The 22,122-nt window shown below is 74.1% G+C and carries 18 protein-coding genes and 1 pseudogene; 6 read left to right on the forward strand and 13 right to left on the reverse strand.

From position 1 onward, the window contains the following. Positions 1-91: 91 nt before the first annotated feature. A complete protein-coding gene (locus tag ACZ60M_RS22165; protein WP_465420890.1) occupies positions 92-469 on the reverse strand; it encodes a cupin domain-containing protein in 378 nt (125 codons plus the stop codon). A gap of 175 nt (positions 470-644) precedes the next feature. Between ACZ60M_RS22165 and ACZ60M_RS22170 the strand changes: the two genes are divergently transcribed. Next, positions 645-1,001, forward strand: a complete 357-nt coding sequence (locus tag ACZ60M_RS22170; protein WP_465420959.1) for a MarR family winged helix-turn-helix transcriptional regulator — start codon at positions 645-647, stop codon at positions 999-1,001. Between the two features lie 12 nt (positions 1,002-1,013). Here ACZ60M_RS22170 and ACZ60M_RS22175 read toward each other — a convergent pair. The 9 genes and pseudogenes from ACZ60M_RS22175 to ACZ60M_RS22215 all read right to left on the reverse strand — a co-directional run. Next, positions 1,014-1,772, reverse strand: a pseudogene (locus ACZ60M_RS22175) (PhzF family phenazine biosynthesis protein); the annotation flags it as partial. 148 nt (positions 1,773-1,920) lie between these two features. Next, positions 1,921-3,129 carry a hypothetical protein gene (locus tag ACZ60M_RS22180; protein ID WP_465420892.1) on the reverse strand — a complete coding sequence of 403 codons (1,209 nt, stop codon included), beginning with the start codon at positions 3,127-3,129 and terminating at the stop codon, positions 1,921-1,923. A 112-nt stretch (positions 3,130-3,241) separates the two neighbouring features. Further along, positions 3,242-5,887: an IucA/IucC family protein gene (locus ACZ60M_RS22185; RefSeq protein WP_465420894.1), complete on the reverse strand. Its 2,646-nt coding sequence runs from the start codon at positions 5,885-5,887 to the stop codon at positions 3,242-3,244. Next, positions 5,884-7,233 carry an IucA/IucC family protein gene (locus ACZ60M_RS22190; RefSeq protein WP_465420896.1) on the reverse strand — a complete coding sequence of 450 codons (1,350 nt, stop codon included), beginning with the start codon at positions 7,231-7,233 and terminating at the stop codon, positions 5,884-5,886. Before ACZ60M_RS22190 ends, ACZ60M_RS22185 begins: the two co-directional genes overlap by 4 nt. Positions 7,234-7,318: 85 nt before the next feature. Further along, positions 7,319-8,581, reverse strand: a complete 1,263-nt coding sequence (locus ACZ60M_RS22195) for a J domain-containing protein (RefSeq protein WP_465420898.1) — start codon at positions 8,579-8,581, stop codon at positions 7,319-7,321. 367 nt (positions 8,582-8,948) lie between these two features. Next, positions 8,949-9,452, reverse strand: a complete 504-nt coding sequence (locus tag ACZ60M_RS22200; protein ID WP_465420900.1) for a hypothetical protein — start codon at positions 9,450-9,452, stop codon at positions 8,949-8,951. Then, positions 9,452-11,374 carry a dynamin family protein gene (locus ACZ60M_RS22205; protein WP_465420902.1) on the reverse strand — a complete coding sequence of 641 codons (1,923 nt, stop codon included), beginning with the start codon at positions 11,372-11,374 and terminating at the stop codon, positions 9,452-9,454. The genes ACZ60M_RS22200 and ACZ60M_RS22205 overlap by 1 nt, the downstream gene beginning before the upstream one ends. Next, complete coding sequence (locus tag ACZ60M_RS22210) at positions 11,371-11,943, reverse strand: nucleotide exchange factor GrpE (protein WP_465420904.1); 573 nt, start codon at positions 11,941-11,943, stop codon at positions 11,371-11,373. The genes ACZ60M_RS22205 and ACZ60M_RS22210 overlap by 4 nt, the downstream gene beginning before the upstream one ends. 47 nt (positions 11,944-11,990) lie before the next feature. Beyond that, positions 11,991-13,481, reverse strand: coding sequence for a dynamin family protein (locus tag ACZ60M_RS22215; RefSeq protein WP_465420906.1), 1,491 nt, complete (start codon positions 13,479-13,481; stop codon positions 11,991-11,993). 180 nt (positions 13,482-13,661) lie between these two features. On the opposite strand from ACZ60M_RS22215, the gene ACZ60M_RS22220 reads away from it, so the two are divergent. Together ACZ60M_RS22220 and ACZ60M_RS22225 are read left to right on the forward strand one after the other, a co-directional pair. Then, positions 13,662-16,106, forward strand: a complete 2,445-nt coding sequence (locus tag ACZ60M_RS22220; protein WP_465420908.1) for a helix-turn-helix transcriptional regulator — start codon at positions 13,662-13,664, stop codon at positions 16,104-16,106. Continuing rightward, entirely contained in the window at positions 16,106-16,618 is a 513-nt protein-coding gene (locus tag ACZ60M_RS22225) for a LuxR family transcriptional regulator (protein WP_465420910.1), read from the forward strand. The genes ACZ60M_RS22220 and ACZ60M_RS22225 overlap by 1 nt, the downstream gene beginning before the upstream one ends. A 301-nt stretch (positions 16,619-16,919) precedes the next feature. Here ACZ60M_RS22225 and ACZ60M_RS22230 read toward each other — a convergent pair whose 3' ends face one another. Further along, positions 16,920-17,633 carry a hypothetical protein gene (locus tag ACZ60M_RS22230; RefSeq protein WP_465420914.1) on the reverse strand — a complete coding sequence of 238 codons (714 nt, stop codon included), beginning with the start codon at positions 17,631-17,633 and terminating at the stop codon, positions 16,920-16,922. A 377-nt stretch (positions 17,634-18,010) separates the two neighbouring features. On the opposite strand from ACZ60M_RS22230, the gene ACZ60M_RS22235 reads away from it, so the two are divergent. Then, entirely contained in the window at positions 18,011-19,153 is a 1,143-nt protein-coding gene (locus ACZ60M_RS22235; RefSeq protein ID WP_465420916.1) for a glycosyltransferase family 4 protein, read from the forward strand. Here the strand turns inward: ACZ60M_RS22235 and ACZ60M_RS22240 are convergent. Together ACZ60M_RS22240 and ACZ60M_RS22245 are read right to left on the reverse strand one after the other, a co-directional pair. Further along, the gene (locus ACZ60M_RS22240) at positions 19,080-19,598 is read right to left on the reverse strand and encodes a DUF2269 domain-containing protein (RefSeq protein ID WP_465420918.1); all 519 of its coding nucleotides are present in this window, start codon (positions 19,596-19,598) and stop codon (positions 19,080-19,082) included. The two genes, ACZ60M_RS22235 and ACZ60M_RS22240, sit on opposite strands and share 74 nt — an antisense overlap. 81 nt (positions 19,599-19,679) lie before the next feature. Continuing rightward, on the reverse strand, positions 19,680-20,882 hold the full coding sequence (locus tag ACZ60M_RS22245) for a cation:proton antiporter (RefSeq protein WP_465420920.1): 1,203 nt from the start codon (positions 20,880-20,882) through the stop codon (positions 19,680-19,682). 116 nt (positions 20,883-20,998) lie between these two features. Here ACZ60M_RS22245 and trhA point away from each other — a divergent pair, with 116 nt between their 5' ends. Together trhA and ACZ60M_RS22255 are read left to right on the forward strand one after the other, a co-directional pair. Beyond that, positions 20,999-21,655 (forward strand): PAQR family membrane homeostasis protein TrhA, encoded by a 657-nt coding sequence (gene trhA / locus ACZ60M_RS22250; protein WP_465420922.1) that lies wholly within the window; start codon positions 20,999-21,001, stop codon positions 21,653-21,655. Between the two features lie 34 nt (positions 21,656-21,689). Then, positions 21,690-22,076, forward strand: a complete 387-nt coding sequence (locus ACZ60M_RS22255; RefSeq protein ID WP_465420923.1) for a DnaJ family domain-containing protein — start codon at positions 21,690-21,692, stop codon at positions 22,074-22,076. The last annotated feature ends 46 nt before the right edge of the window (positions 22,077-22,122 follow it).

A 22,122-nucleotide genomic window follows, 5' to 3' on the forward strand; every position in this document is an offset into this window, starting at 1 on the left:
CGAATACAACACCGGTATTCGGAGGGCCTTCCGCCTTGCGAGCGAACAAACGGACTCGGATACCGCCGCTCCCTGATTCGCAGGACAGGCCCTAGACCGTCCAGGGCGGGGTGATCTTCTGGTCTTCCTTGCCGGGCATGTAGGCCTGCTGGCCCGCCGGGCCCGTGACGACGGCGGTGAAGCCGTCGGGGCCCGCGGTGAACTGGCGGTCGACATCGGCGGGGACGACCAGGGTGTCGCCCGCCGCGAGGTCGGCCGAGGCATCGCCGACCGTCGCGGTGACGGTGCCGGCCAGGACGGTCCAGACCTGCTCGGCGTCGATGTGGTGGACCGGGCCGGGTGCCCCAGCGGCGGCCTCGACCTTCCAGACCGGCGCGGTCGCGGCGCCGAGCGCGGGGGAGGCGAGGGTGGTCATGACCCCGGCGGGGGTCTCGGAACGGCGGGATTCGGTACTGCGGACGATACGCAAGAGGAGTCTCCTAAGATGGACAACATGGTTACCCATATAGTAAACCAGGTTGTCGATCATGGGTGAGGCGACCCCCGGATACGAACTCCCGCTGCAGCTCTTCGCCGCATTCAGGGCCGTCATCGACGCCGCCCACGCCGACCTCGCCCGCGCCGGACACCCCGACGTCAAACCCATGCACGGCTTCGTGTTCCAGGCCATCGGCACACAGGGGACCACCGCCGTCGAACTCGGCGCCCGCCTGGGCGTCAGCAAACAGGCCGCAGGCAAGACCATCGCGGGCCTCGAGAAGCAGGGCTACGTCGAACGCGCCGCCGACCCCGACGACGCCCGGCGCAAACTCGTGCGCCTCACCGCCAAAGGCATCGACATGCTCCACGTCTCCGCACGCAGCTTCGACGCCATCCAGGCCCGCTGGGCCCAGACCATCGGCCCCGAACGCCTCGCCGGGCTTCAGGCCGACCTGCGGGCCCTCGCCCCCGGCGAACTCTTCCGCCTCGATGTCCCCGGCTGGTTCGGCTCCGACCGGTAACGCGACCGCGTTGCCGCCCAGCCGCACCCCGCCCCGGCGCGGCTCGGCACCGATCAGGGACGGGCGGCCCATCGACCCGCCCATCGCAACCTCGACCGCCGTACCGAAGTGCGCCGCGAGGCACGCGACCGAATTCGCGTTCGCCACATCCTCGTCCACCCCGATCGACGGCGCGAACATCCGCGCCGCGAACCGGTCCCGCTCCGGCGCGAACACGAAGCAGCCCAGGAACCCCGCCGCATCGCAGGCGACGCGCAGCCGGTCGAAGTCCGGCGACACGCCCGCCAGCGCCGAGACATTGTCGACCTGCACGAGCAGCCGCTCGCGGCCGCCAGGACTCGCCACCCGGGTCGCACGGCCCGCACCCAGCGCGGCCAGGACCGGTCCGGCCTCAACCGGATCGGGGACGCGCAACGCGACCGGCCCGGCGTCGAACGCCGCCCGCCAACCGTCTCCGTGCGGTGCGGTCTCGCCGTCGAAGGCGCGGCCGCCCGCCGTCAGCCGGTAGGGTCCCGGGCCGGTGCGGGCACCCGCCCAGGCGAGCGCGGCGATCGTGCCGTGTCCGCACGCGGGCAGTTCCCCAGCGGCCGTGAAGAACCGCAGCCCGAGCGCGCCGGGGGCGGCGCTGACGAAGACGGCGTGCGAGGCGCCGAGCCGCCCGGGCAGGGACCGGCGCTCGACCTCGGTGAAGGGTCCGTCCTCGAGCACGGCGGTCGGGCTACCGCCCGTACCCTCGCGGGTGCAGGCGAGGACGACCGCGGCATCGGGCATCAGCGGCGACCCGAACCGGGAACGCGGACCGGACGCGGATGCGGGGCCGGTCGCGTGAGGCGGGTGCCGCAGGCGTTTCGCGGCCGGGTCAGCGGGTCGCGCCGACCGCGGGCAGTTCGCGGTCGGCCTGCGGCGCTGGCGATCGGGTTCATGCTCGCGGATGGTCGCCGTGGGCGTTGATGAAGCGGGTCGCGGCGACGACGAGGGGCTCGTGGTCGGCTGCGGCGTGACGGGTGCGCAGGCGGTCGCACAGCTCGGCGAGCGCGGTCGCGAGGTCGCCCAGGATCGGGCCCTGCTTGCCGGTCGCGGTGAGCGCCATGAGCATCGCGAGCCAAGCGGGGCCGTGGTCGCGGAAGTTCTGGTGCAGGTTCCGCTCGCCGAGCCGGTCGGCGGCCGTGAGCAGGTAGTGCACCTCGGTCGCGATGCGCCAGGCGAGGTTCGGGTGCGTCGGGGCGAGGACGTCGACGGCCGGTTCGGCGGTGTGGAGTGCGACAGCGGCGAGCCCGGGGTCGCAGCGGGCGCTGATCGTCGCCGGGGCGTCGTGCCCGGCCGGATCGGGGCACAGACGCTCGATCAGGCGCGGGTCGAAGAACGCGCCCATGCGCATCGCCGCCTCCAGTGCCGCCCGGAACGTCAACGGCACGGGCGCGGTCGGCGCCTGGACGCCCGGGAAGTGCCGCTCCAGGAGATCGGCGGCGCCTTTGGCGTGGCCGGTGCGGCCCGCCGCGGCGTGGAGCGCGGCCGCGAGCCGCAGGCTGTCGCGCAGGAGCACGGCCGTGCCGTCCAAGCCGATGCCGTCCGCGCCGAACCCGCCCGGATCGGCCTGCCGCGCCGCGATGAGCATCCGGGCCGCCTGGTCGGCCGCGCCGACGGCCAGGTCCGGGTCGGCCGCGCGGGCGAACACGCGGGCGGCCCGTGCGATCGCGTCCGCCAAAGTCGTGAACCCCGGACTGCCCGGATCGGACGGGTCGACGTCGTCGAGCAGGCCCAGTGCCGCGTCCGCTTCCGTCGCGGCCGTCATCAGCCGCCCTGCCGAGGCCGCGGCCTCGGCCAGATCGAGGCGCGCGGCCGCCCGCTCCACCGGGCCCGCGTCGAGCCCGGCCGTGATCGCCGCCCGTTCGCGTTGCGCCGCATACGCTTCGGAGGCTTCGCCGACCGCCGCATGGGACGCGGCGAGGTCCGCGAGCAGCTCCGCGAAGTCGCTGCGGGTGCCCCGGTCCTCCGGGTGCACCGCCAGGCAGCCGCGGAACTCGCCCTCGGCATGCGCGTACACGGCAAGGGCGCCTTGATGGTTGCCCGCGGCGGCCAGTTTCAGCGCATCGCGGTGCGTCCGCCGGGCATGGCGCCGATTGGGCATACGGACTCCTCAACGAGGGATCGAGGCGATCGTGCGCGCCGCCGGGACGGACGACGCGTCGGCTTCGGGCCCTTCATCGTAGACGCACCGCATCAAGGCGGCGATCAGCCGATCAGCCGATGACGACCTGCTCGGGCCCCGGGTGCCCCAGGAACCGGTCGTGCGAGATCTCCCACCCGTACGCTCCGGCATTGGCGAACACCAGCCGGTCCCCGACGGCGATAGCAGGCACGGTCTGGCCGCTGTTGAGCACATCCCTAGGGGTGCACAGCTCACCGCACACCCGCACCGACACGCCCGACCACACCGGGCCCGTCCGCGGCCCCGGCACCACCGCGAACGGATGCGAATACCCCCACGCCGCAGGCAGCCGGAAATGGTGCGTCCCGCCCCGCACCACCGCGAACGCCTGGCCCCGCACGGTCTTCAGGTCGACGACCTCGGCCACGTACCAGCCCGCCGCCGCCGCGGCGAACCGGCCCGGCTCGAACACCAGCTCAGCGCCGCCGGTATCGAGGCCCCGCAGGCCCTCGGCGAGCGCGGACACGTCGATCCGCGCCCCCCGCGGATCGGCCCCGAGGCCGCCGCCCACGTTCACATACGCGAGGTCGAACCGGCCCCGCGCCGCCTGCCGCGACCACGCCACGGCGTCGCGCACATGGTCCGCGTACGCCTCGGCCTCAAGGCAGTTCGACACCGCGTGCAGATGGAACCCGACCACGTCCAATCCCAGCCCCAGCGCCCGGTCGACCGCCGCGGCGACCTCCGGCTCGTCGATCCCGAACGGCGTCGCCACCCCCGTCATCTGATGCGTCCCCGGCAGCGCCCGCCCCCGGTTGACCCGCAACGCCACCGGGCCCTTGAAACCGGCCGCCGCGAGCCCGTCGAGCTCCCGCACGCTCTCGGCGTGCATCCACAGCGGCACTCCGCATGCGGCCGCCGCCGCCAGATCCGCCGCAGTCTTCGCCGGACCCGAGAACGCCAACCGCGACGCGCCCGCCGCTATCGCGGCCGCGAGTTCACCGCCGGACGCGCACTCGACCCCGTCCGCGGCCCCGACCGCCGCAGCCAGGACCGCCGGGTTCGCGCACGCCTTCATCGCGTACAGCACCGTGTGCCCCAACGTCTCCCGCAGCACCTCCAGGTACGCCCTCACCCCGGCCGGGTCGTAGATCCACGCGCTGGCAGGCGACGCCAGCGCCCGCACGTGCCGGTCCAGAGCGGGGTGTTCGTGCACGCGGGCCAGGGGGTTGTCCACTAGGGTCTCGATCTCCTCACCGGGGTGCAGGCGCATGGTCAGCAGGGCCTTCGTGGGCTGCCGGGGCGCGAGGTACGCGGCCTTCTCGGCCTGCGAGAGGCGCCCGGCGAGCTCGTCGGCGAGGTCGGCCCAGAACGCCGCCCCGTCCAGGCCGAGGTCCCGTTCGAGGACCGCGACGAGCGCCGCGAAATGGTTCTGGAACAGCGTGTACGCGACTTTCGCGCGCACCTGGTCCATGCTCGCGGCGTTCACCGGACTGCCTTGGGGCAGTTCGAGGTCCCACGGCAGGGTCGGCAGGTGGATGCGGGCGCCGCCGAGGTCGCGCGAGACCGGGAAGACCGGGTCGGGCCCGCGCATCGCGACGATGCTGTTCTGCAGGTGCGCCTCCAGGCCGATCCCGGCCTCGGCCTTCGTCAGCACCGGATGCGCGAACAGCCGCGCGTACTTGCGAATCCACGCGTCCGGGTCCCCGGACCAGCGCGCGTACTCGGCCGCGAGGCTCAACCCGGTCACCGGGGAGGTCGCCGCCAGCGCCGTCGCCGGGACGTAGACCAGATCGGACGGTTCGGTTCCGGCGAGCGGGGACCGGCCCAGCGCGGTCAGCTCCCTTGACCCCGGCAGCCACGCCCCGGCGGTGTCGGCGAGGATGCGGTGCTCCGGTTCGAGCCCGCCCGGCCCGATCCGGTCGACCGCGCGCAGCAGCGCCGACAGGCGCGGGCCCAGGAGCGCGGTCGCGGGGGAGATGTCGCGCCGCGTCGACGTGATGTGGATGCCCAGCGCGAGCTTGAGGAACCCGGGGGCGTCGTGCCCGGCGAGGGTGCGGATCGCGGCGGTCGGCCACGCCGGGACGGTCTCGTCCATCACCCGCAGCCGCCCGGAGTCGAACAGGTCCCGGTAGCCGGGCAGGACGCGGTGCTCCAGCTGCCACGGGTGCACCGGGACGACCGGGTCGGGCAGGTCCAGGCCGCGCAGCATCGGGTGGTCCCGGAAGTCGTCGCCGGAGCGTTCCAGGACCCCGGCGCGGTCGGCGACCAGCCGGATGCGGATCGGCCGGGTTGCCTCCAGGTCGTACCGCTCCCGGTCGCCGCGGTCCCAGCCCAGGCGCGTGCGGGCGAGCGGATGCAGCTGGTGCCCTTCGGTAGCGAGCGTCTCCAGCAGCCTGGCGGTGGTGTGCACGTCCCGCCCGCAGGACGCGACCAGCTCGGCGAGCGTTCCGGCCCCGGCCCGGGCCGCCAGCGCCGCGACATGCCGGTTGCGGCGCCCGGCCCGCGCCAGCGCGTGACCCAGTCCTTCACGCGCCGAATACAGTTCGGCCGCCAGGTGCTCCGGCACGGGCCCGCCGAGGACCGCTTCGAGGACCTTCACCGGGTCCTCGTCGGGCCCGTCCACCTCGAGTTGGTTGAACGCCCGCTGCCGCGCCCCCTCAGGGATCGGCTGGTCGCGGAAGCCGCCCAGGTTCTCTCTCCATGCGGCGGCCTTGATCTGCGAGGCGAGGTTCACGCCGCCGCCAAAGGGTTCTCGACGCGCACCCAGAGGTCCTCAGTGGGCCGCTCGGCCAGCCGCATGGCCGTGGTCGCCTTGATCGGCCACGGCTCCCGCAGGACGGTGTGCGCGATCCACGGCTCCAGGCACAGGTTGCGGACCGCGGCTTTGACCTCGGCCCACCACCGGCCCGGATCGGTGCCCGACCACGCCGCGAACGCGTCCACGATCGCGGTCAGCGTCGTCGGGAACAGCGCGGCCATGAGCTTCACCAGGCGCGCTTCAGGATCGGACTCCGGCAGGTCCCCGACGACCTCCGACCAGCCGCCCGGCGGGACCCGGACACCGCCGAAATCGCGGTACACCAGGGCCGTCGGCCGGTCGCCGTTGAACGACGCCAGAGTGTTCTGCCCGTGCGCCTCCAACGCGACACCGGTCTGATCGAACAGCCGCAGCGGCGCCACCGCGACCGCCGCGAACGCCTTCCACCACGCTTCCGGGTCGTCACCGGTGAACGCCACACCGATCGGCCGCCCGTCGGACGGGCAGGCCTCGGCGAGCGCCGCCAAGGGGACCGCGCGCGGATGCCCGAGCCGGTGCGGCGCGGGCCGCACGATCGCGGCCAACCGCGAATCCGGCTCGCCCTCGTCCGTGACCGCGCAGACCGCCGCCTCGGGCACCAGCGTGATGCCGCAATCGGCGGCCGCAGGGGCCAGATGCCGGGCCAGCGCCGGACCGTTCTGCATCGAGGCGGCCGAGACGTGCCGGACAGCGGACGTCAACTGCAGGTCCACGGCGGTCTTGATGTGCCGGTCGCCCGTCGAGACCGTGCGCAGGCTCATCAGCGGCGCCGCGCCGCGATGCGCCGCGACCGGGTCGCCGAGCCCGTACCGGCGGGCCTGCCACGGGTGGACCGGCACGGCAGGTCCTTCCCGGTCGGGCTCGCCGGTGGCCCGGACCGTGCCGAACCCGTACTCGCCGAGCGTGAACCGGGCCCCGTGCTCGGGCGCATACGCCCGGATCTCGTCATCGGTCAACTCGCCCCTGGAGCGCGCGAGCGGATGCACCGGATGCCCCAGCAGCACCGCCTGCTCGAACCACACGCTCGGGTCCGTATGGAACGCGCTGGCGGCCTTCCACAGGTCCGTCGGGTGCGGCCGGGCCGCATCCAGTGCCAGGGCCGTGCCGCGGACCGCGCTGGCGATCTCGGCGGTGAAGCGGTCCTTGTGGACCGAGTCCCCGGCGATCGAGGCGGCGAGTTCGACCGCGTTCGTGCCTTCGGCGCGGCCGGGCAGCGGTTCTCGTGCGGCGGCGGCCCGGAGTCGGTCGGCGACGATGGCGTCAGCGCGGTCGGTGGCGTTCACAGCCTGCACTGTACTGGCGCGAACCGCCGCTGTGGAGGGTGCGATTGCTCACGGAGCGTGCGGTTACGGTGCGGCGGAAGGGCTCTCAGGTGCGCACGACGGGGGTGCGGTCCCCGGTGCGCTGGGGCGGGACGGCGGCCAGGCGCATCCGCAGCGACTGGAGCACCGGCAGGTCGTAGACCATGCCGCCCGCGGCCAGCCACAGGCCGATGTCGGTGGCGGCCTGGCCGACGGCGACGTCGTGGACGGCGGCGGTCTCGCCCGCGCGGGCGGTCTCAGGCAGGGTCGGCCACAGCACCCAGCCCTGGACGTTCGCGTCCGGCAGGGCCTCGTCGAGGGCCTTGACCGCTTCGGGGAGGTTCACCGAGTCCACATCGGCGCTGTCGCGCCCGACCGGGGCGCACAGCAGCGCGATCCGGTCGCCGCAGACGATCGCGTGCGGCACCCGCGTCTCCATGTCCACCGGCAGGGCGACGAACAACCTGGCGGCGGGCAGGTTCGTGAGGACCTCCCGCAGGAGCTTCCCTGTGGACCGGTCCGCTTTGGGGCGGGTGCCGACGGGCCCGAACGCGTTGAACTGGCGCAGGGCCCCGCCGACGGAGCGGCGCAGCGCGAGCGTGTACCGCAGGCGCTTCACCGTCCATGCGAGCCCGGCGCCGGTGAGGACGTACAGGCCCAGGGCCCAGCCCCACGGCGTCGAGAGCCCGGCGAGCCAGATGACCGCTGCGGCGAACAGGAACGCGATGACGAGGCGCCCGGTGGGCGGCGGCGGCGCGGTGTCGGGGCGGCGTCTGAGGGCCCGGCTGGTCTGGACGAGCACGATGATCGCGATCGCGATGGTCACGGGGATGGCGAGGGCGAGGAACAGCCAGCCGTCGGCGGCGAACGCCTGCCCGAGGTAGCCCAGGCCGCAGAAGATCCAGACGGCGGCGACGGCGGCGCTGTATCCGGCCGCGGCCCAGCTGGAGGGCCGGTGCACGGGTCTGGTGAGGCGCAGCCGGGCGTGCCAGGGGACGGCGACGAGGGCGCCTTCGGTGGGGAACCCGGCCGCGGCGGGTTGCGGTGCGGGTGCGACGTTCCAGCCGCGGACTTTGCGGTGGGCGGGCTTGGCGGCGGCCTTGCCGTAGCGGCGGGCGGCGCGGCGCCCGAAGCGCAGCAGGTCGTACTCGCGGCGCAGCCCTGGGTGGGAGAGGGTCTCCCAGGCGCCTTGGACGAGGTGGAACTCGTCCTCGTCGCCGCCGCGGTCGGGGTGGGTCTCGCGCAGCCTGCGGCGGTAGGCCGCTTGGATATCGGCCTTCGGCGCCTGCGGGCTCACCCCGAGGACGCGGTAGTGGTCTGGTTCGTTCACCACGCGGCTCCCGGTCGGTCGTGCGGGGACGGGCCGGTGCCCGTGAGGGGGGTCGGGCGTCGGTCTCGACGGTAATGGAGCCAATCTACCGCCGCATTGCCGCTCCGGGTGTCGCCAGGGCCGACATTTTCATACGGATGCGTCGCATTCGGTGCCGGCAGTGCCGAGGGCGACGCCACAGTGGAGCGCGCGAGTCCCGTTCCCGGCGGCCCGCCGCACGTCGCTGCCGCGCGAATGCCCTTCGCCGTCAACCGAACGGACGCGCAAGGTCCGCCAGCCGGGCCCGGGGTCCTATTCGGGGCGTATCGCCTCCCGGTGCCGCCGGTGGCGACATCGGACAGTGCCTGCTCCCTCTTTCGGGGTGGCGCTAGCCCTGCCAGAAGCGGGCGAGCGCGGACGCGGCCGGGTCGTCGACGTCGGCGATGGCGTACTCGGAGGCGTCGACGGTGCTGCCGGAGTTCACCCACGGCTCGGCCTCGGCCGAGCCGAGCACGTCCATGTCGACCCACGGGTAGCCGTCGACCGGCTCGGGCAGGTCCAGGTCCAGTTCGGGCGGGAAGCTCGGCGGGTTGTCGGCCTCGTCGACGAGCATGTCCTCGTACGTCGCGGCGTACGCGGTCTCATCGCCCGGGGCCGCGTCCTCGCCCTCGTCTTCGTATTCGGCGTCGACGGTGAAGTCCTCGTCGAGCGTCTCGTCGCTCTCGAAGTCCTCGCCGTCGAACGCGAACCCTTCGAGGTCCCCGTCGCCGTCCTCGGGAACCGCGTCGTCGTCGAACTCGTCCAATGCGGGGGCGTCCGCGTCGTCGCCGAAGTCCCCGGCGCCGTCGAAGTCCGCGTTGCCTTCGGGCTCGAAGGCGTCGAACTCATCCATCACGCATCCTCCTCGCCTAGGACGAGGGTGCGGGCCTTGGCCAGCACCTCGTCGAGCTGTTTGACCTTGGCGGCCATGGAGTCGCGGCGCTGCTTGAGCGCCCCCTGCTTCTTCGCCCGGGCGGCCTGGTCGGCCTTCTGCGCGTTCTCGGCGGCCGAGATCCGCGCGTCGAACTCGCCGGCGCGCCGCTCCAGGGCGTCGTCCAGCGTGGAGTTGAAGACGAACTCGACCTCGGTGAACCGGAAGCTGATCTCCTCGTTGAGGTTCGCCCGCGCTTCGGCGATGACCCGCTGGATCCACTGCTTCGCAGCCTGGCGGTCGCCCTGGATCTTGCGCCGGTACAGCAGGAACGCCGCCGCCGCGAGGCCGATGCCCACACCCGAGGCCGACAGTGCGATCGCGGCGGCGCTGCCGGCGACCGCGGTCAGGCCGATCGCGCCCGCGCCCATGGTGACGACCCGTCCCGCCATCATCGCCACGCCCGCCGAGGAGGCCACCAGGAGCGCGCCGTCGTTGGCGGCGTCGCGGCGGGTGCGCCCCGAAGCGGCCGTGCGCAGGCCCGCGGAGATCGCGTTCGTGGTCTGCTGCAGCTCGTCCTCGTTGAACACCTGCCGCAGCACGCGTTCGGCCAGGAGCACGAACCGCTGGTGCAGCTCGCCCGACAACCGGGCCGCGATGCCCTGCAAGGCGATGTCGACCCGGTTCGGCAGCGATTCGAGCGCCGCCTTGTTGGCCTTCTCGACCTCGTCCAGCAGGGCCTCCTCGAGCTCCTGCAGGTGCGTGCGCAGGCGGCCCTGGACCTCGATCTTGGCCCGCTGCGTCTCCACGCGCAGGGCCAGGTTCGCCTTCTTCGTCTCGGTGCGCCGCGCGGCCAGGGCCTGCTTCTTCTCCTCCTTGAGCCGGTTGGCCGCCTCAGGGTCGGGGTCGTAGGCCTTCATGTCCTCCTGGGCGGAGACGGCGAGCCGCTGGAACTCGGTGCGCACCGCGCGGACCACGTTCGCCGCGACGAGCGCCTTCCCGGCGGTGGCGACCTTGACCAGGGCCCGCTGCATCTTCCCGATCCCGGACTCCTTCGCGAGGGCCTGGCGGGTCGGCCCCTGCGAGTTCAGCGCGTGCTCGGCGAGCATCGCCGACACCGGGTAGTGCGGGGCGTTGCGGAACCGGGGCGCGTGCGCCTCGATCAGCGACCGGTTCTCCTCCATGACCGTGCGCCACCCCGGGTAGGTGTCGGTCTTCGTCAAAGCGAACACCACGAAGTTGACGCGCTTGGAGGCCTCGGTCAGGAAGTCCAGCTCGGTCTTGGCCATCGGACTGGACGCGTCGGTGACCATGATCAGGCACGTGGCGCGCGCGACCGCTTCGAGCGCGATCTGCGCGTGGTCGGGGTCGAGGCCGCCCGTGCCGGGCGTGTCGACCACGGACATGTGCTTGAGCAGCGCCGACGGGTGCCCCACGAGCATCCGCCGGGGCGGGACCATGCCCGGGGGCATCGTCCCGAGCCTGGTCGCCCAGTTGCGCAGGTCGCCCACGCCCAGGAGCATCGGGTCGGCCGCGCCGGGCTGCCAGGCCCGCACCGACGCCTGCTCGGCGTACGCGAACTCCAGGTACGCCGTGGTCGCCACCTGGGCGTCCACAGGCGACAGACCGGGCATGCCGAGGAGGGCGTTCACCAGCGACGACTTGCCGCGCTTGGTCTCACCGACCACCACGGCGACGGGCTTGTCGGGCTGCCAGCGCGAGACCTCGTCGACCTCGGCGGCCGCTTTGGCGTCCACCGTCCGCAGGCTGGCGTTCCCGGCCTTGGCGGCGCGGGCGCACAGCTTGTGGATCTGCTGGGCCGGGTTCGGCTTCGCGGGGGCGGCAGCGGCCTTCTTGACCGGGGCCGGCTTCGCCGCGGGGGGCGGGGTCGCGGTGTCGGTCATGCCCGCACCTGGCCCCGGAAGACGGTGACGATCGGGTGGCGCACGATGCGGCCCCGGTCGGTGTAGCCGATCTGCTCGGTGCGGGCGATGATGCCGTCCTCGGCGGGGGACCCGGCGGCGACCGTGCCGCCCGCTTCGTGCACTGCCGGGTCGAACCGCTGCCCGGTGGCGTCGACGCCGTTGACGCCGACGCGCCCGAAGACACCGTCGAGGTGCTGGGCGAGCGCGGGGGAGGTGGCGCGGTCGCGCATCCAGATGCACGCGTCGACCAGGGCGGTGCGGTCGGCCATGGCCTGCGCGGCCTGGGCCGGGGCCTGCAGCTGGTTCACCGGGATCGGGCCAGAAGGGGCGGGGGTGAACGGGACGCCGGAGACCGGCGGGGCACTCTGCGGGGCGGGTGCGATGGACCGTCCGGTGAGGACGGCGACGACGGCGGTGACGAGGACCGACCCGGCCGCGACGGCCAGCGTCATCGGATCGAACCCGCCGGTGAGGAACACCGCGCCCAGGGCGGCGGCGGCGAGGCCCGCGAGGGCTCCCACCAGCGGTCCGCCGATTCGATTCGTCACAATGCTCTCCTTAGGTCGTGCAGTCCCGCCCTGGGGCGGCCGGGGGCTCATCCGAGCCGCTGGGCGAGTAGGTGGAAACCACGATGCACCACGTTCGCCACCCGCGCCTGGGCCGGTGTGGCGCCGCCGTTGGCGAACGCCCGCCAGCGGGCGGCGGCTTCGATGGCGGCGCGGCGCAGCTGCGGGCGGGCCTCGCCGGGCAGGCCGAGGACGACGCCGGCGTCGTCGGTCAGCGCGAGGCGCGCGACTTCGGCTTCCATGGCCTCGGGCAGGGCGACCTGCCCGGTGGTGACCTGCGCGGCCGCTTCCAGCAGCGGCAGGCGGTGGTATTCGGGGCGGGCGACGATCGACTCGACCGCGCCCCGCAGCAGGTCGCGGTCGGCCGCGGGACCGGAGGCCGCGGCCGCGTCCAGGCGCCCCAGGGCCCATCCGGCCTTGATGACGTCGGCGCGGACCCCGAAGATCTGGTGGAGCGTGGTGCGCAGGCGCGGGAACCCGGAGGCGGCGAACAGGAGCCGGACGAGCTCGCCGGTCGCCAGGTGCGGGTTCGCACCCAGGTGCGCGATCGCGAAGTGGATGCCGTACAGGTCCAGACGCTCCAGCAGGCGCTGGCGCTGGTGCTGGTCGACGGGGCCCTCGGTGGACAGGAACAGCCCGGCCGAGGCGAGCATCAGCGCCCGCTTCGCCTCGTCGAGCCCGGCGAGGGTCCGCAGCGCCTCGCAGTCGGCGGCCGTCAAGAGGCCCGCTTCGGCGGTCTCGGCGAGCAGCCCGACCACGGGCACGACGTCGCACACGCTGCGGCGCAGTACCGCGGCCTGGTCCCCGGCGATGGGGCCCGCCACCGGCCACGGGTCCTGGCCCGGCCCCGGGGCGAGCTTGTCGGCCTTGTTGTACAGCCCCAACGCGTTCATCGGCGACGACGACAGCTGCTGCGAGGCCTTCGCGAACGCCTCCAGCGCCTCCACGTCGTCGGCGCGGACCTGCTGGGTGAACACGTAGATGATCGCCTCGGCGGACTCGACCGCCGCACGGGAGTCGTCGTCGACGTCGTCGGCGATCGGCGCGGCGAACAGCATCTCGCGCGCCGCGTCGGAGATGTCGGTGTTGACCGACTGCAGGCCCGGCGTGTCGACCACGGTCAAGTCCCGCAACCGGTCCGAAGACAGCTGCACGTCGATCATCGCGGCCTCGTCGGCCGGGATCGGCAGCTTGGTCGGGATCATCCCGTTGGCGTCCAACGGGACCGCGTGCTTGGAGCCGTCACGGGCGACCACGTCGACCCGGTCGGCCGGGCCGTACCGGAACTGGGTCACCACCCGCGTGCACTCGCCGGCCGCCGTCGGCGCCACACGGCGCCCGATCAACGCGTTGACCAGCGTGGACTTCCCGGCCTTCAAACGCCCGGCGACCGCGACGCGAAGAGGCTGCCCGAGCCTGGAGGCCACCTCCTCGACCACGGGGCGAGACGCGCTGCTGACCTTCCCGGCCAGCTCTTCGCACATGCCCGCCACACTCGTGGTGAGTTGCCCTGCCACCATGCTCCCGCGTCCGCCCTCTCCATCGTTCCCTCGGCACCTGGGCGCCGACGCCGGTCTGCGGCATCGAAGGTTCCGCAATATCATGAGAGGCGTCGGCGTTCCGTCGACAAGGACGACGATACAAACCGCAGCCGCCCGGCCGCCTCCCCCATTCGTGCCACAGCGTTAGGAGCCCCCATTTTGGCCGCCCCGCCGCCCACCCCCGGTCTGGCCCGCCCCCGCGTCGACCCCGTGCCCGCCGACCCCGGCCGCGGCGACCGCGACGACGCGCTCCGCGCCATGGCCGCGGCGCTGGCCGGCCCGGGCCTGGTGGTCGTCACCGGCCCGCCCGGGTGCGGGCGCACGCGCCTGCTGGAGCGGCTCGCGCAGGCGTCCAAACGCCCCGTCCACTCAGGCGGCGGCCTCGCGATGCTCTCGGGCGCACCGGCACTGGCGCTCGAACGCGCCACCCGGGCCCGCATGCCCGCAGACGACCTCCCGCTGCTCGCCGAAGCGGTCTACTCCCGCACCCGCGGGGGCCTGCTCGTGATCGACGACCTGCAGTGGTGCGACGCGGCGACCCTCGCCGTCCTGCCCGTGCTCGCCGAGCGGCTCCCGGTCGCGGCCGCGCTGCGCACCCCCAACCGCCTCGGCGAGGCGGCCCTGGAACGCCTCCTCGCGGGCGCCCACGTCATCCCCGTACCGGACCTGACCGACGCCGAGGCCGCCCGCCTCGTCGCCGAGACCGCCCCCGCGCTGCCCCCGGCCCGCGCCGCCGCGCTCCACGCCCGCTCCGGCGGGAACCCGTTGGCGCTCACCGCGCTCGCCCGGCACGCCGCCCACCTCGACAGGGCCGCCTCCGACAAAGGCGACGACCTCGACCTGGAGACCCCCGGCGACCCCGCCGCGGCCGCAGCCGCCGCGATCGCCGACCTGCCCCGCGCCGGGCGCACCGCCCTCGCCGCGCTCGGGCTCCTGGGCCGCCCGGCCCACCCCAGCCTCCTCGGCGACGGCGCCACCGTCCTCCAGGAGGCCGGGCTCGCCGTCCCCGACGGCGCCCACCTGCGCCCCGCGAGCCCGTGGATGGCCGAGGTCGCCGCGGGCATCCTCGACCATGAAGCGCGCCTGGCCATGCACGAGCACCTCGCCGACGCCACCACCGGCGTCGAATCGGCCCGGCACGCCCACGCCGCCGGGCTCGCCGAGCGGGCCCTGGCGACCGCGCTCGACGCCGCCGCCACCGCCGGGCCCCAGGCCCGCGCCGAAGCGCTCCTGCTCGCCGCCGAACTCGATCCGGCCCACGCCGTCCCGGCCGCCCGCGCGGCCCTCGCGGCCGGACGCACCCGCGCCGCGCTGGCCGTCCTCGACCGCGCCCCCGGCGACCCCGAGACCTCCGTCGCCCGCGCCTGGGCGCTCCTCGCCCTCGGCGAGACCGGCCAGGCCCGCGCCGCACTCGACCACGCACCGGAAGGCCCCGAGACCGACCAGCTGCGCCTCCTGTGCGCGCCGCCATCCGAAAAGGACGCCCTCGCGGCGTCCCTGCGGGACGCCTACCCCGACCTCGCCCACGCCGGGCTCGCCGCCGCGCTCGCCGGGGACGACCCCGACGCGCTCGCGTTCGCCGAAGCGCTCGCGCGCGACGCCGGGGACGCGACGACCGCGTTCTGGTGCGCCTGGTCGCGGGTGATCGCCCTCGCCGACGCCGCCCGGCTCGTCGAGGCCGAAGCGGTCGCGCACGAAGCGGCCGACCGCGCCGGCGCCGCGGGCGCCTACTCGTGGCAGACCCGGTTCCTCGCGGCCGCCGCCTGGTGCCTCGTCCTGTCCGGTACGGGCCTGGACAACGTCATCGCCGCCGCGCAGTCCCTCGCCGACCACGCCCTCCCGGCCGTCGCCGACACCCTCATCGACGCCGCGATCGCCCTCGCCGAAGCCGACACGGGCGCGCTCGGCGCCGCCCGCGCCCGCCTCGCCCGCCTCCACGACGCCCCCGCCGCCCTCGAAGGGCTCGTCGCCTGGCTCGAGCACGAGACCGCCTGGCTCGACGGCCAGCCCGGACCCGAAGCGCCCGAAGCGAGGCCGGGCCTGGTCGGCGGGCTCGCGCACATCACCGGCCGGTGGATCGCCTACGACACCGGGACCGAGCCGATCGCCGCCGACGCGGCCCCGTGGCCGGTGCCGGTCGCCTCGACCCTCACCGCGTGGGACAAGGCCGCGCCGGGCCCGTTCGCGCAGGCCGCGACCGCCTGGGACGGCCTGGCCGCCCGCGAGCAGGTCCGCTGCCTCCTCGCGCTGGCCGCGCACGCCGGGGACGCGGCCGCCGCCGTCGCGGCCCTGGAAGCGGCCGAGCGGATCGCCGACGAGCACGGCTTGATCGTCCTGGCCGGGCGGGCCCGGCGGGGCCTGCGCAAGCACGACGTGCGCCGCGACCGCCGCTCGGCGCGCGGCGGCGGCGGTTTGACCGACCGCGAGAGCGAGGTGCTGCGCCACGTCGCCTCGGGGCACCCGTCGCGGCGGATCGCCGAGATCCTCGGCATCACCGCCGAGACCGTGGAGACCCACATCCGTTCGGGCATGCGCAAACTCGGCGCGAAGACCCGCACCGAGGCCGCGGTGCTGCTCACGGCCGCTGAGAGCGGTGAGGCGTGATGGCCGAGCAGGTGCCGCTGCACGTGGTCGGCGCGTCCGGCGACGCGGACGCGATCGTGCGCCGCTGCGCGGCCGCCGGCTGGGCGGCGCACCGCGGGTTCGCGCTCCTGGAGCCGGCCTGGGACCTCGCCGAGCGGCACCTGGTGTGCCACGGGCAGGTCGCCGACGACCACACCGCCTCGCAGGCGGTCCTGGCCGCCGCGCGCGGCGCCGGGATCGTCGCGGTCGCCACCGGCGCGCTCGCGCTCAGCCTCGCCGCGGACCTGCGCCGCGTCGGGCCCCTCGGCCTGACCCCGGGCAAAGCCGAAGCGGCCGACGGCCTCGACCTCGACGCCGAGCAGCGGGCCCTCCTGGGGCGCCTGGCGGCCGGTTCGACGATCGCGGCGGCCGCCGAGTCCGAGTTCGTGTCCCTGCGCACCGCCAACCGCCGCATCGCCGCGGCACGCCAGTCCCTGGGCGTCAAGACCACCCGCGAAGCGGTCATGATCTACATCAAGCACGCCCGCGACTGACCCTGCCGGGCCCGGAGCCCCGTTCGGCCCCGGCGGGGAGGGGCTGCTCGGCGGGGCCTAGTCGGCCCGCGGGCGCGCCGCGCCCCGGCAGGCCGCGGGCGGCTATAGGGCATGCCCCTTCCCACCCGCATCCACCTCCGACCACCGGTGTAAATACGACGACTCTCCCACAGGGGTCCGACATCGCCCGCAACGCGAATCGTCTTCGCACCCCCGCGTCCGCGGGGGACCGGCGGGAGCCGTCGCAGACACAGCCGGGCCCGGTGCGTTGCCGCACCGGGCCCGTGGCTTCCCTTGCGGGCTACTTCAACTCAGCGAGGCGCGCCTCGGCCTCTTCGAGCTGGCGGCGCAGCCGCGACGCCTCCTCGGCGGCCTCGGAGCGGATCTTCTCGACCACCTCGTCCACGACCTCGGCGACCTCGTCGGACCCCGACGCCTGGCACATCGCCAGCGCGTTCGAGTGCGCGACCTTGGCGCCCTTGACGACCGCGCGGGCGCCGCGCGAGGCCGCGACCGACCACTCGCCGTCCTCATAGGTCAACGTGATCGAAAGCTCAGGGTGCTTCGCCACCGCGGCCCGGGGCCGGGCGATCTTCTTCTTCGGCACGGCCACCGGCTCGGCGGCGGCTGCGGGCTGGGACGCCTCAGGTGCGGTCACGGGTTTCCTCTCACTCACAACAGGTTTCGGTTTCGGCGCGGGTTCGTCCGGGAGCAGGCCCGGGCCCGCAGGCGCGACCGGCGCGGCTGGCGCGGCCGCCTCTCCCGCGCGCTGGCGCGGGGCGCGGCGCGCGCCCTCGCCGGGCGCGGGCAGGCGCAGTTCGGCCGCGGAGAACGAGAGCTCGTCGGATCCGAATGCGACGTGGACGAAGTCGTCCACCCCGCCCGGGTCGAGGGCGACGACCTTCCCGGTGCGCCCGGCGACCTGCCCTGCGGCGTCGGTGAACACCACCTTCGGCTTCTTTCCCTGCGCCAGCACCGCTTCGAGATGAGCGATGTCGGCACTCGACAGTGACATCGGGGGCTCCTTCACAAGGTTGCGGCAGACGACGTCTCGGCGGACGGCGCCCGCGGGGCCGGCTGCGGGCCGACCGGTTGCTGCATCCTCCAATACCTATCGCGCGGGTACGACACCACCCCGCATCGAAGTCGCCTGCGCCCGCCGAACCGCGTGCGGTCCCGGTGTGTCCGATACGGGCCGCACCCGCACGAGCGCCCGCCCCGCGCCCGCCCTGCACCCCGCCGCACTTCCTCCCGCGACCACCCGGCCCCGCCGTCGCCTGCCGGGCCGCCCCATAGCCGCTACGCCTGGGCTCTGCTGAATATTGGCTGCGGTTCAGTCCCGGGCCATGTCGGGTTCCCCCACCCGCCCACCTGGGCACTTACGCTCCGACCATGAGAGTCGCACTGGTCACCGAGTCATTCCCGCCTCAGGTCAACGGCGTCGCCCGCTCCGTCTTCCGCGCCGCGGCCCACCTCGCCACGCGCGGGATCGAACCGGTCGTCATCGCCCCGGCCCCCGGGCCCGGGCCGCGCCCGGTCTTCGACTGGCCGGTCGTCCACGTCCCCTCCATCCAGCTGCCCGCCTACAAGCACTTCCGCGCCGGGCTCGCCACCCGCGCCCTCGACGACGCCCTCGACACCCACCGCCCCGACGTCGTCCACCTCGCCAGCCCCTTCGGGTACACCGCCCGCGCCGCCGCCTGGGCCGAACGCCGCGGCGTGCCCACCGTCGCCGTCTGGCAGACCGACCTGCCCGCCTACACCCGCGCCTACCACCTCACCGCCTTCGAACAGCTCGTGTGGCACCGCCTGCGCTCCATCCACTCCCGCGCCCGCGTCAACCTCGCCCTCTCCGAGTGCACCGCCAAAGCCCTCGCCGCCCAAGGCATCGGCGGCCTCGCCGTCCTCCCGCACGGCGTCGACACCGACCGCTTCCACCCCCGCTACCGCGACCCCGGCCTCCACCGCGCCCTCACCCCCGACGGCGAACTCCTCGTCGGCTACGTCGGCCGCCTCGCCCGCGAGAAGCAGCTCCACTGGCTCACCGACCTCGCCGCCACCCCCGGCGTCCGCCTCGTCATCGCCGGAGACGGCCCCCGCCGCCGCGCCCTCGAACGGCTCCTGCCGCAAGCGACCTTCCTCGGCGCCCTCCACGGCACCGACCTCTCCCGCCTCTACGCCTCCCTCGATCTGTTCGTCCACACCGGACCGTTCGAGACGTTCGGGCAGACCATCCAGGAAGCCCACGCCTCCGGCGTCCCCGTCGTCGCCGTCGACGCCGGGGGAGCGGCCGAACTCGTCGACCCCGGCGTCGACGGCACCCACTTCCCGCCCGGCGACCCCGCCGCGCTGGCCGCCACCGTCCGGTCCCTCGCCGCGCGCCGGGACCTGCTGCGCCAGTGGGGCGAACGCGGCCGCCTCAAAGTCAGGACCCGCACCTGGGAAGCCGAAGGCGACGCGCTCATCGGCCACTACGAGCGGGCACTGGCACTGGGACCGGCGCGCGCCGCGCGCCTCGCCGTCCCCACGGTTTGAGGTACGACAGGACCACCGCACCCAGGTACACCGACGAGGACACGATCGGCGCGGCCAGGATCTGGTCGTCCAGCACCTGCAGCCGCCCCGGATCGAGCGCCGCCGCCGTCGCCGCGAGCCCCGGCCGCAGCGAGAACACCGTGAGCGCGAACGTGACCGCGGTCGCGCACAGCTTCACGAGCACCCACGTGTACGCCACCGTCCACTTCGTGCCCAGCATCAAGACCACCCCTGAGACGAGTGCCGCCGCCCCCAGCGGGACCGCGAGCGCTCCCGCCAGGGCCGACATCGCCGTCCCCGCCGCGTACTGCTCGGCCGCGACCGCAGTCCCGGTCGCCCGCACCCCCAGCACCAGCAGGCACAGGCTCAACCCGAGCCAGGCGACGGACGAGACCACATGGACGATGACGAAAGCCCGGTACGCGGGGCGGCGAAGCTTGAACATGACTCCACCATCGCCGCCCGAAGCACTGCCGCGCATCGGCGGACGAACGTATTCGCTCCTACGCCGAGGCGCTGAGGCCCGCTAGATCGCCTCGGCCGTGACCGCCCGCGTGTCCATCCGCGCCCACCGCAACCCGACCAGCGGGAACACCAGCACCGAGAGCATCGCCGCACCGATCATCGCCGCAGCGACCGCCGCGTCCACCAGGCCCCGCTCCGACGCCGTCGTCGCCGCCACCACCACGATCGGCAGCTCCGTCGCCGCGAACGCCGCCAGCGCACCCCGCTGCCGCCGCGGCAGCGCCTTCGCGAACAGCCCGAACGTCACCACCCCTCGCACCAGAGCGAACGCCGCCAGGAACACCGGGATCAACGCCAGCGCCGTCGGCGAACCCAGCAGCTCGTCGAGGTCGAACGTCACCCCCGTGTACACGAAGAACACCGGCACCACCGCGCCGAACCCGATCCCGTCGAGTTTGGACCGCACCAGCTCCTCCTCGCGCTCGTCCAGCGCCGACAGCAGCACGTGCATGCAGATACCGGCCGCGAACGCCCCCAACGCGATGTCCACCCCGATCTCCGCCGCCAGCAGCACCGCCGCCAACAAGACCAGCACCGACAACCGGACCGCCAGCTGCGCACTCGTCCCCAGCGTCGCCGACAGCAGGTGCCCCACCCGCGCCGAACGCTTCAGCGACCCGAACGCCGCCGCCGCGACCGCCAGCCCCACCGCCGCGATCACGAACGTCGTCCGCCCCGAATGGTGCCCCTCCGAATAGAACAGCGCCAGCAGTGCGATCGGCGCGAACTCGCCGACCGCGCCCACCGCCATCAGATGCGGCCCCACCGGCCCCGCCAGCAGCCCCGAGTCCCGAGCGATCGGCAGGATCGTCCCCAACGCCGTCGAACACAACCCGATCGCCATGATCAGCACCGCGTCCACCCCCGCCAGCGCCAGCCCGGCCCCCGCCAGCACGAACGACACGAGCCACCCCAGCGACGCCAGCGCGATCGGCCGCCCCCGCACCGCCTTGAAGTCGATCTCGTACCCCGCCAGGAAGAACAGCATCGCCAACCCCAGCTGCGAGATCGTCTCGAACAGCAGGTTCGCCTGCACCAGCCCCAGGATCTGCGGTCCGATGAGGATGCCCAGCACGATCTCCACGACCACGCTCGGCAGCCGCACCCACCGCTCCACCCGGTCCACCAGCAGCGGCGCCGCCACCGCCGCGACCGCCAGCACCAGCAACTGCACCGGCAGATCCTCGCCCCACACCACGTCCACCGCCGGAGCTTAACGGCCCCACCAGGCCCGATACGCCACTTCGGGGCTTAACCCCACCCACGATCGGGGGAGCAGCGGCACTACCGGCAGGTAACCAACCCGGATACCGTCGACACATGGCACTGGCGATCCCACACACCGACACCAAACCCCGACTGCGCGGCTGGCTCCACCTCGCCGCGTTCCCCACCGCGATCATCGCCGGACTCGTCCTCATCGCCACCGCCCCCACCCTCACCGGCCGCCTCGCCACCGCCGTCTACGTCGCCACCTCCGCCGCACTCTTCGGCATCTCCGCGGTCTACCACCGCACCAACCTCTCCGAGGCCGCCACGACCCGCCTCAAACGCCTCGACCACGCGAACATTTACCTGATCATCGCCGGCACCTACACGCCGATCGCGGCCCTCGCCCTCGACGGCACCGCCCGCACCGCGCTCCTGGCCGCGATCTGGACCGGCGCACTCGCCGGGGTCGCCTTCCGCACCCTGTGGCTCGGCGCCCCGCGCTGGCTGTACACGGTGCTGTACATCGCGTTGGGCTGGGCGGCGCTGTTCGTCATGCCCCAGCTGCTGGCCGGGGCCGGGACGGCGGCGACGGTCCTGATCATCACCGGCGGGGTGCTCTACACCGCGGGCGGCGTCATCTACGCGCTCAAGCGCCCGAACCCGTCGGTGCAGTGGTTCGGGTTCCACGAGGTCTTCCACGCGTTCACGGTGGCCGCGTACATCGTGCAGTTCGTCGCGGTCGCGCTGGTGCTGCACGGTTCCTGATCGTTATCATTGGGCCCCTAGCGAGGAGGCCGCGATGAGCGACAGGCAGGCCAGGGGCGTCGACCGCCAGATCCAGGACGCGGAGGCGCGCGGCGAGTTCAAGAACCTCCCCGGAGCAGGAAAGCCCCTGCCGGGTATCGGGCAGCCGCTGCGCGAGGACTGGTGGCTCCACCAGCAGGCCACGCGCGAGAACATGGGTCTGGACGCCCTGCCTCCGGCGCTCAAGCTCGCCAAGGAGATCGAAGACCTGCCTGCGGCCCTGGACGCTCTGGGGGACGAGTCGGCCGTGCGCGCCGCGCTCGAGGAGCTGAACGCCCGCATCAAGAAGGCCCTGATCGGCCCGATCGAGGGCCCGCCGCTGCGGTTCGGCCTGCGTGACACCGACGCCGAGGTGCTGGCCTGGCGCGAGCGCCGCGCCTGAGGCCGAGCCCACACCGGCATCACTTGACAGTGTCAAGATTCGTGCT

Source organism: Glycomyces sp. NPDC050141 (genome assembly GCF_055586545.1).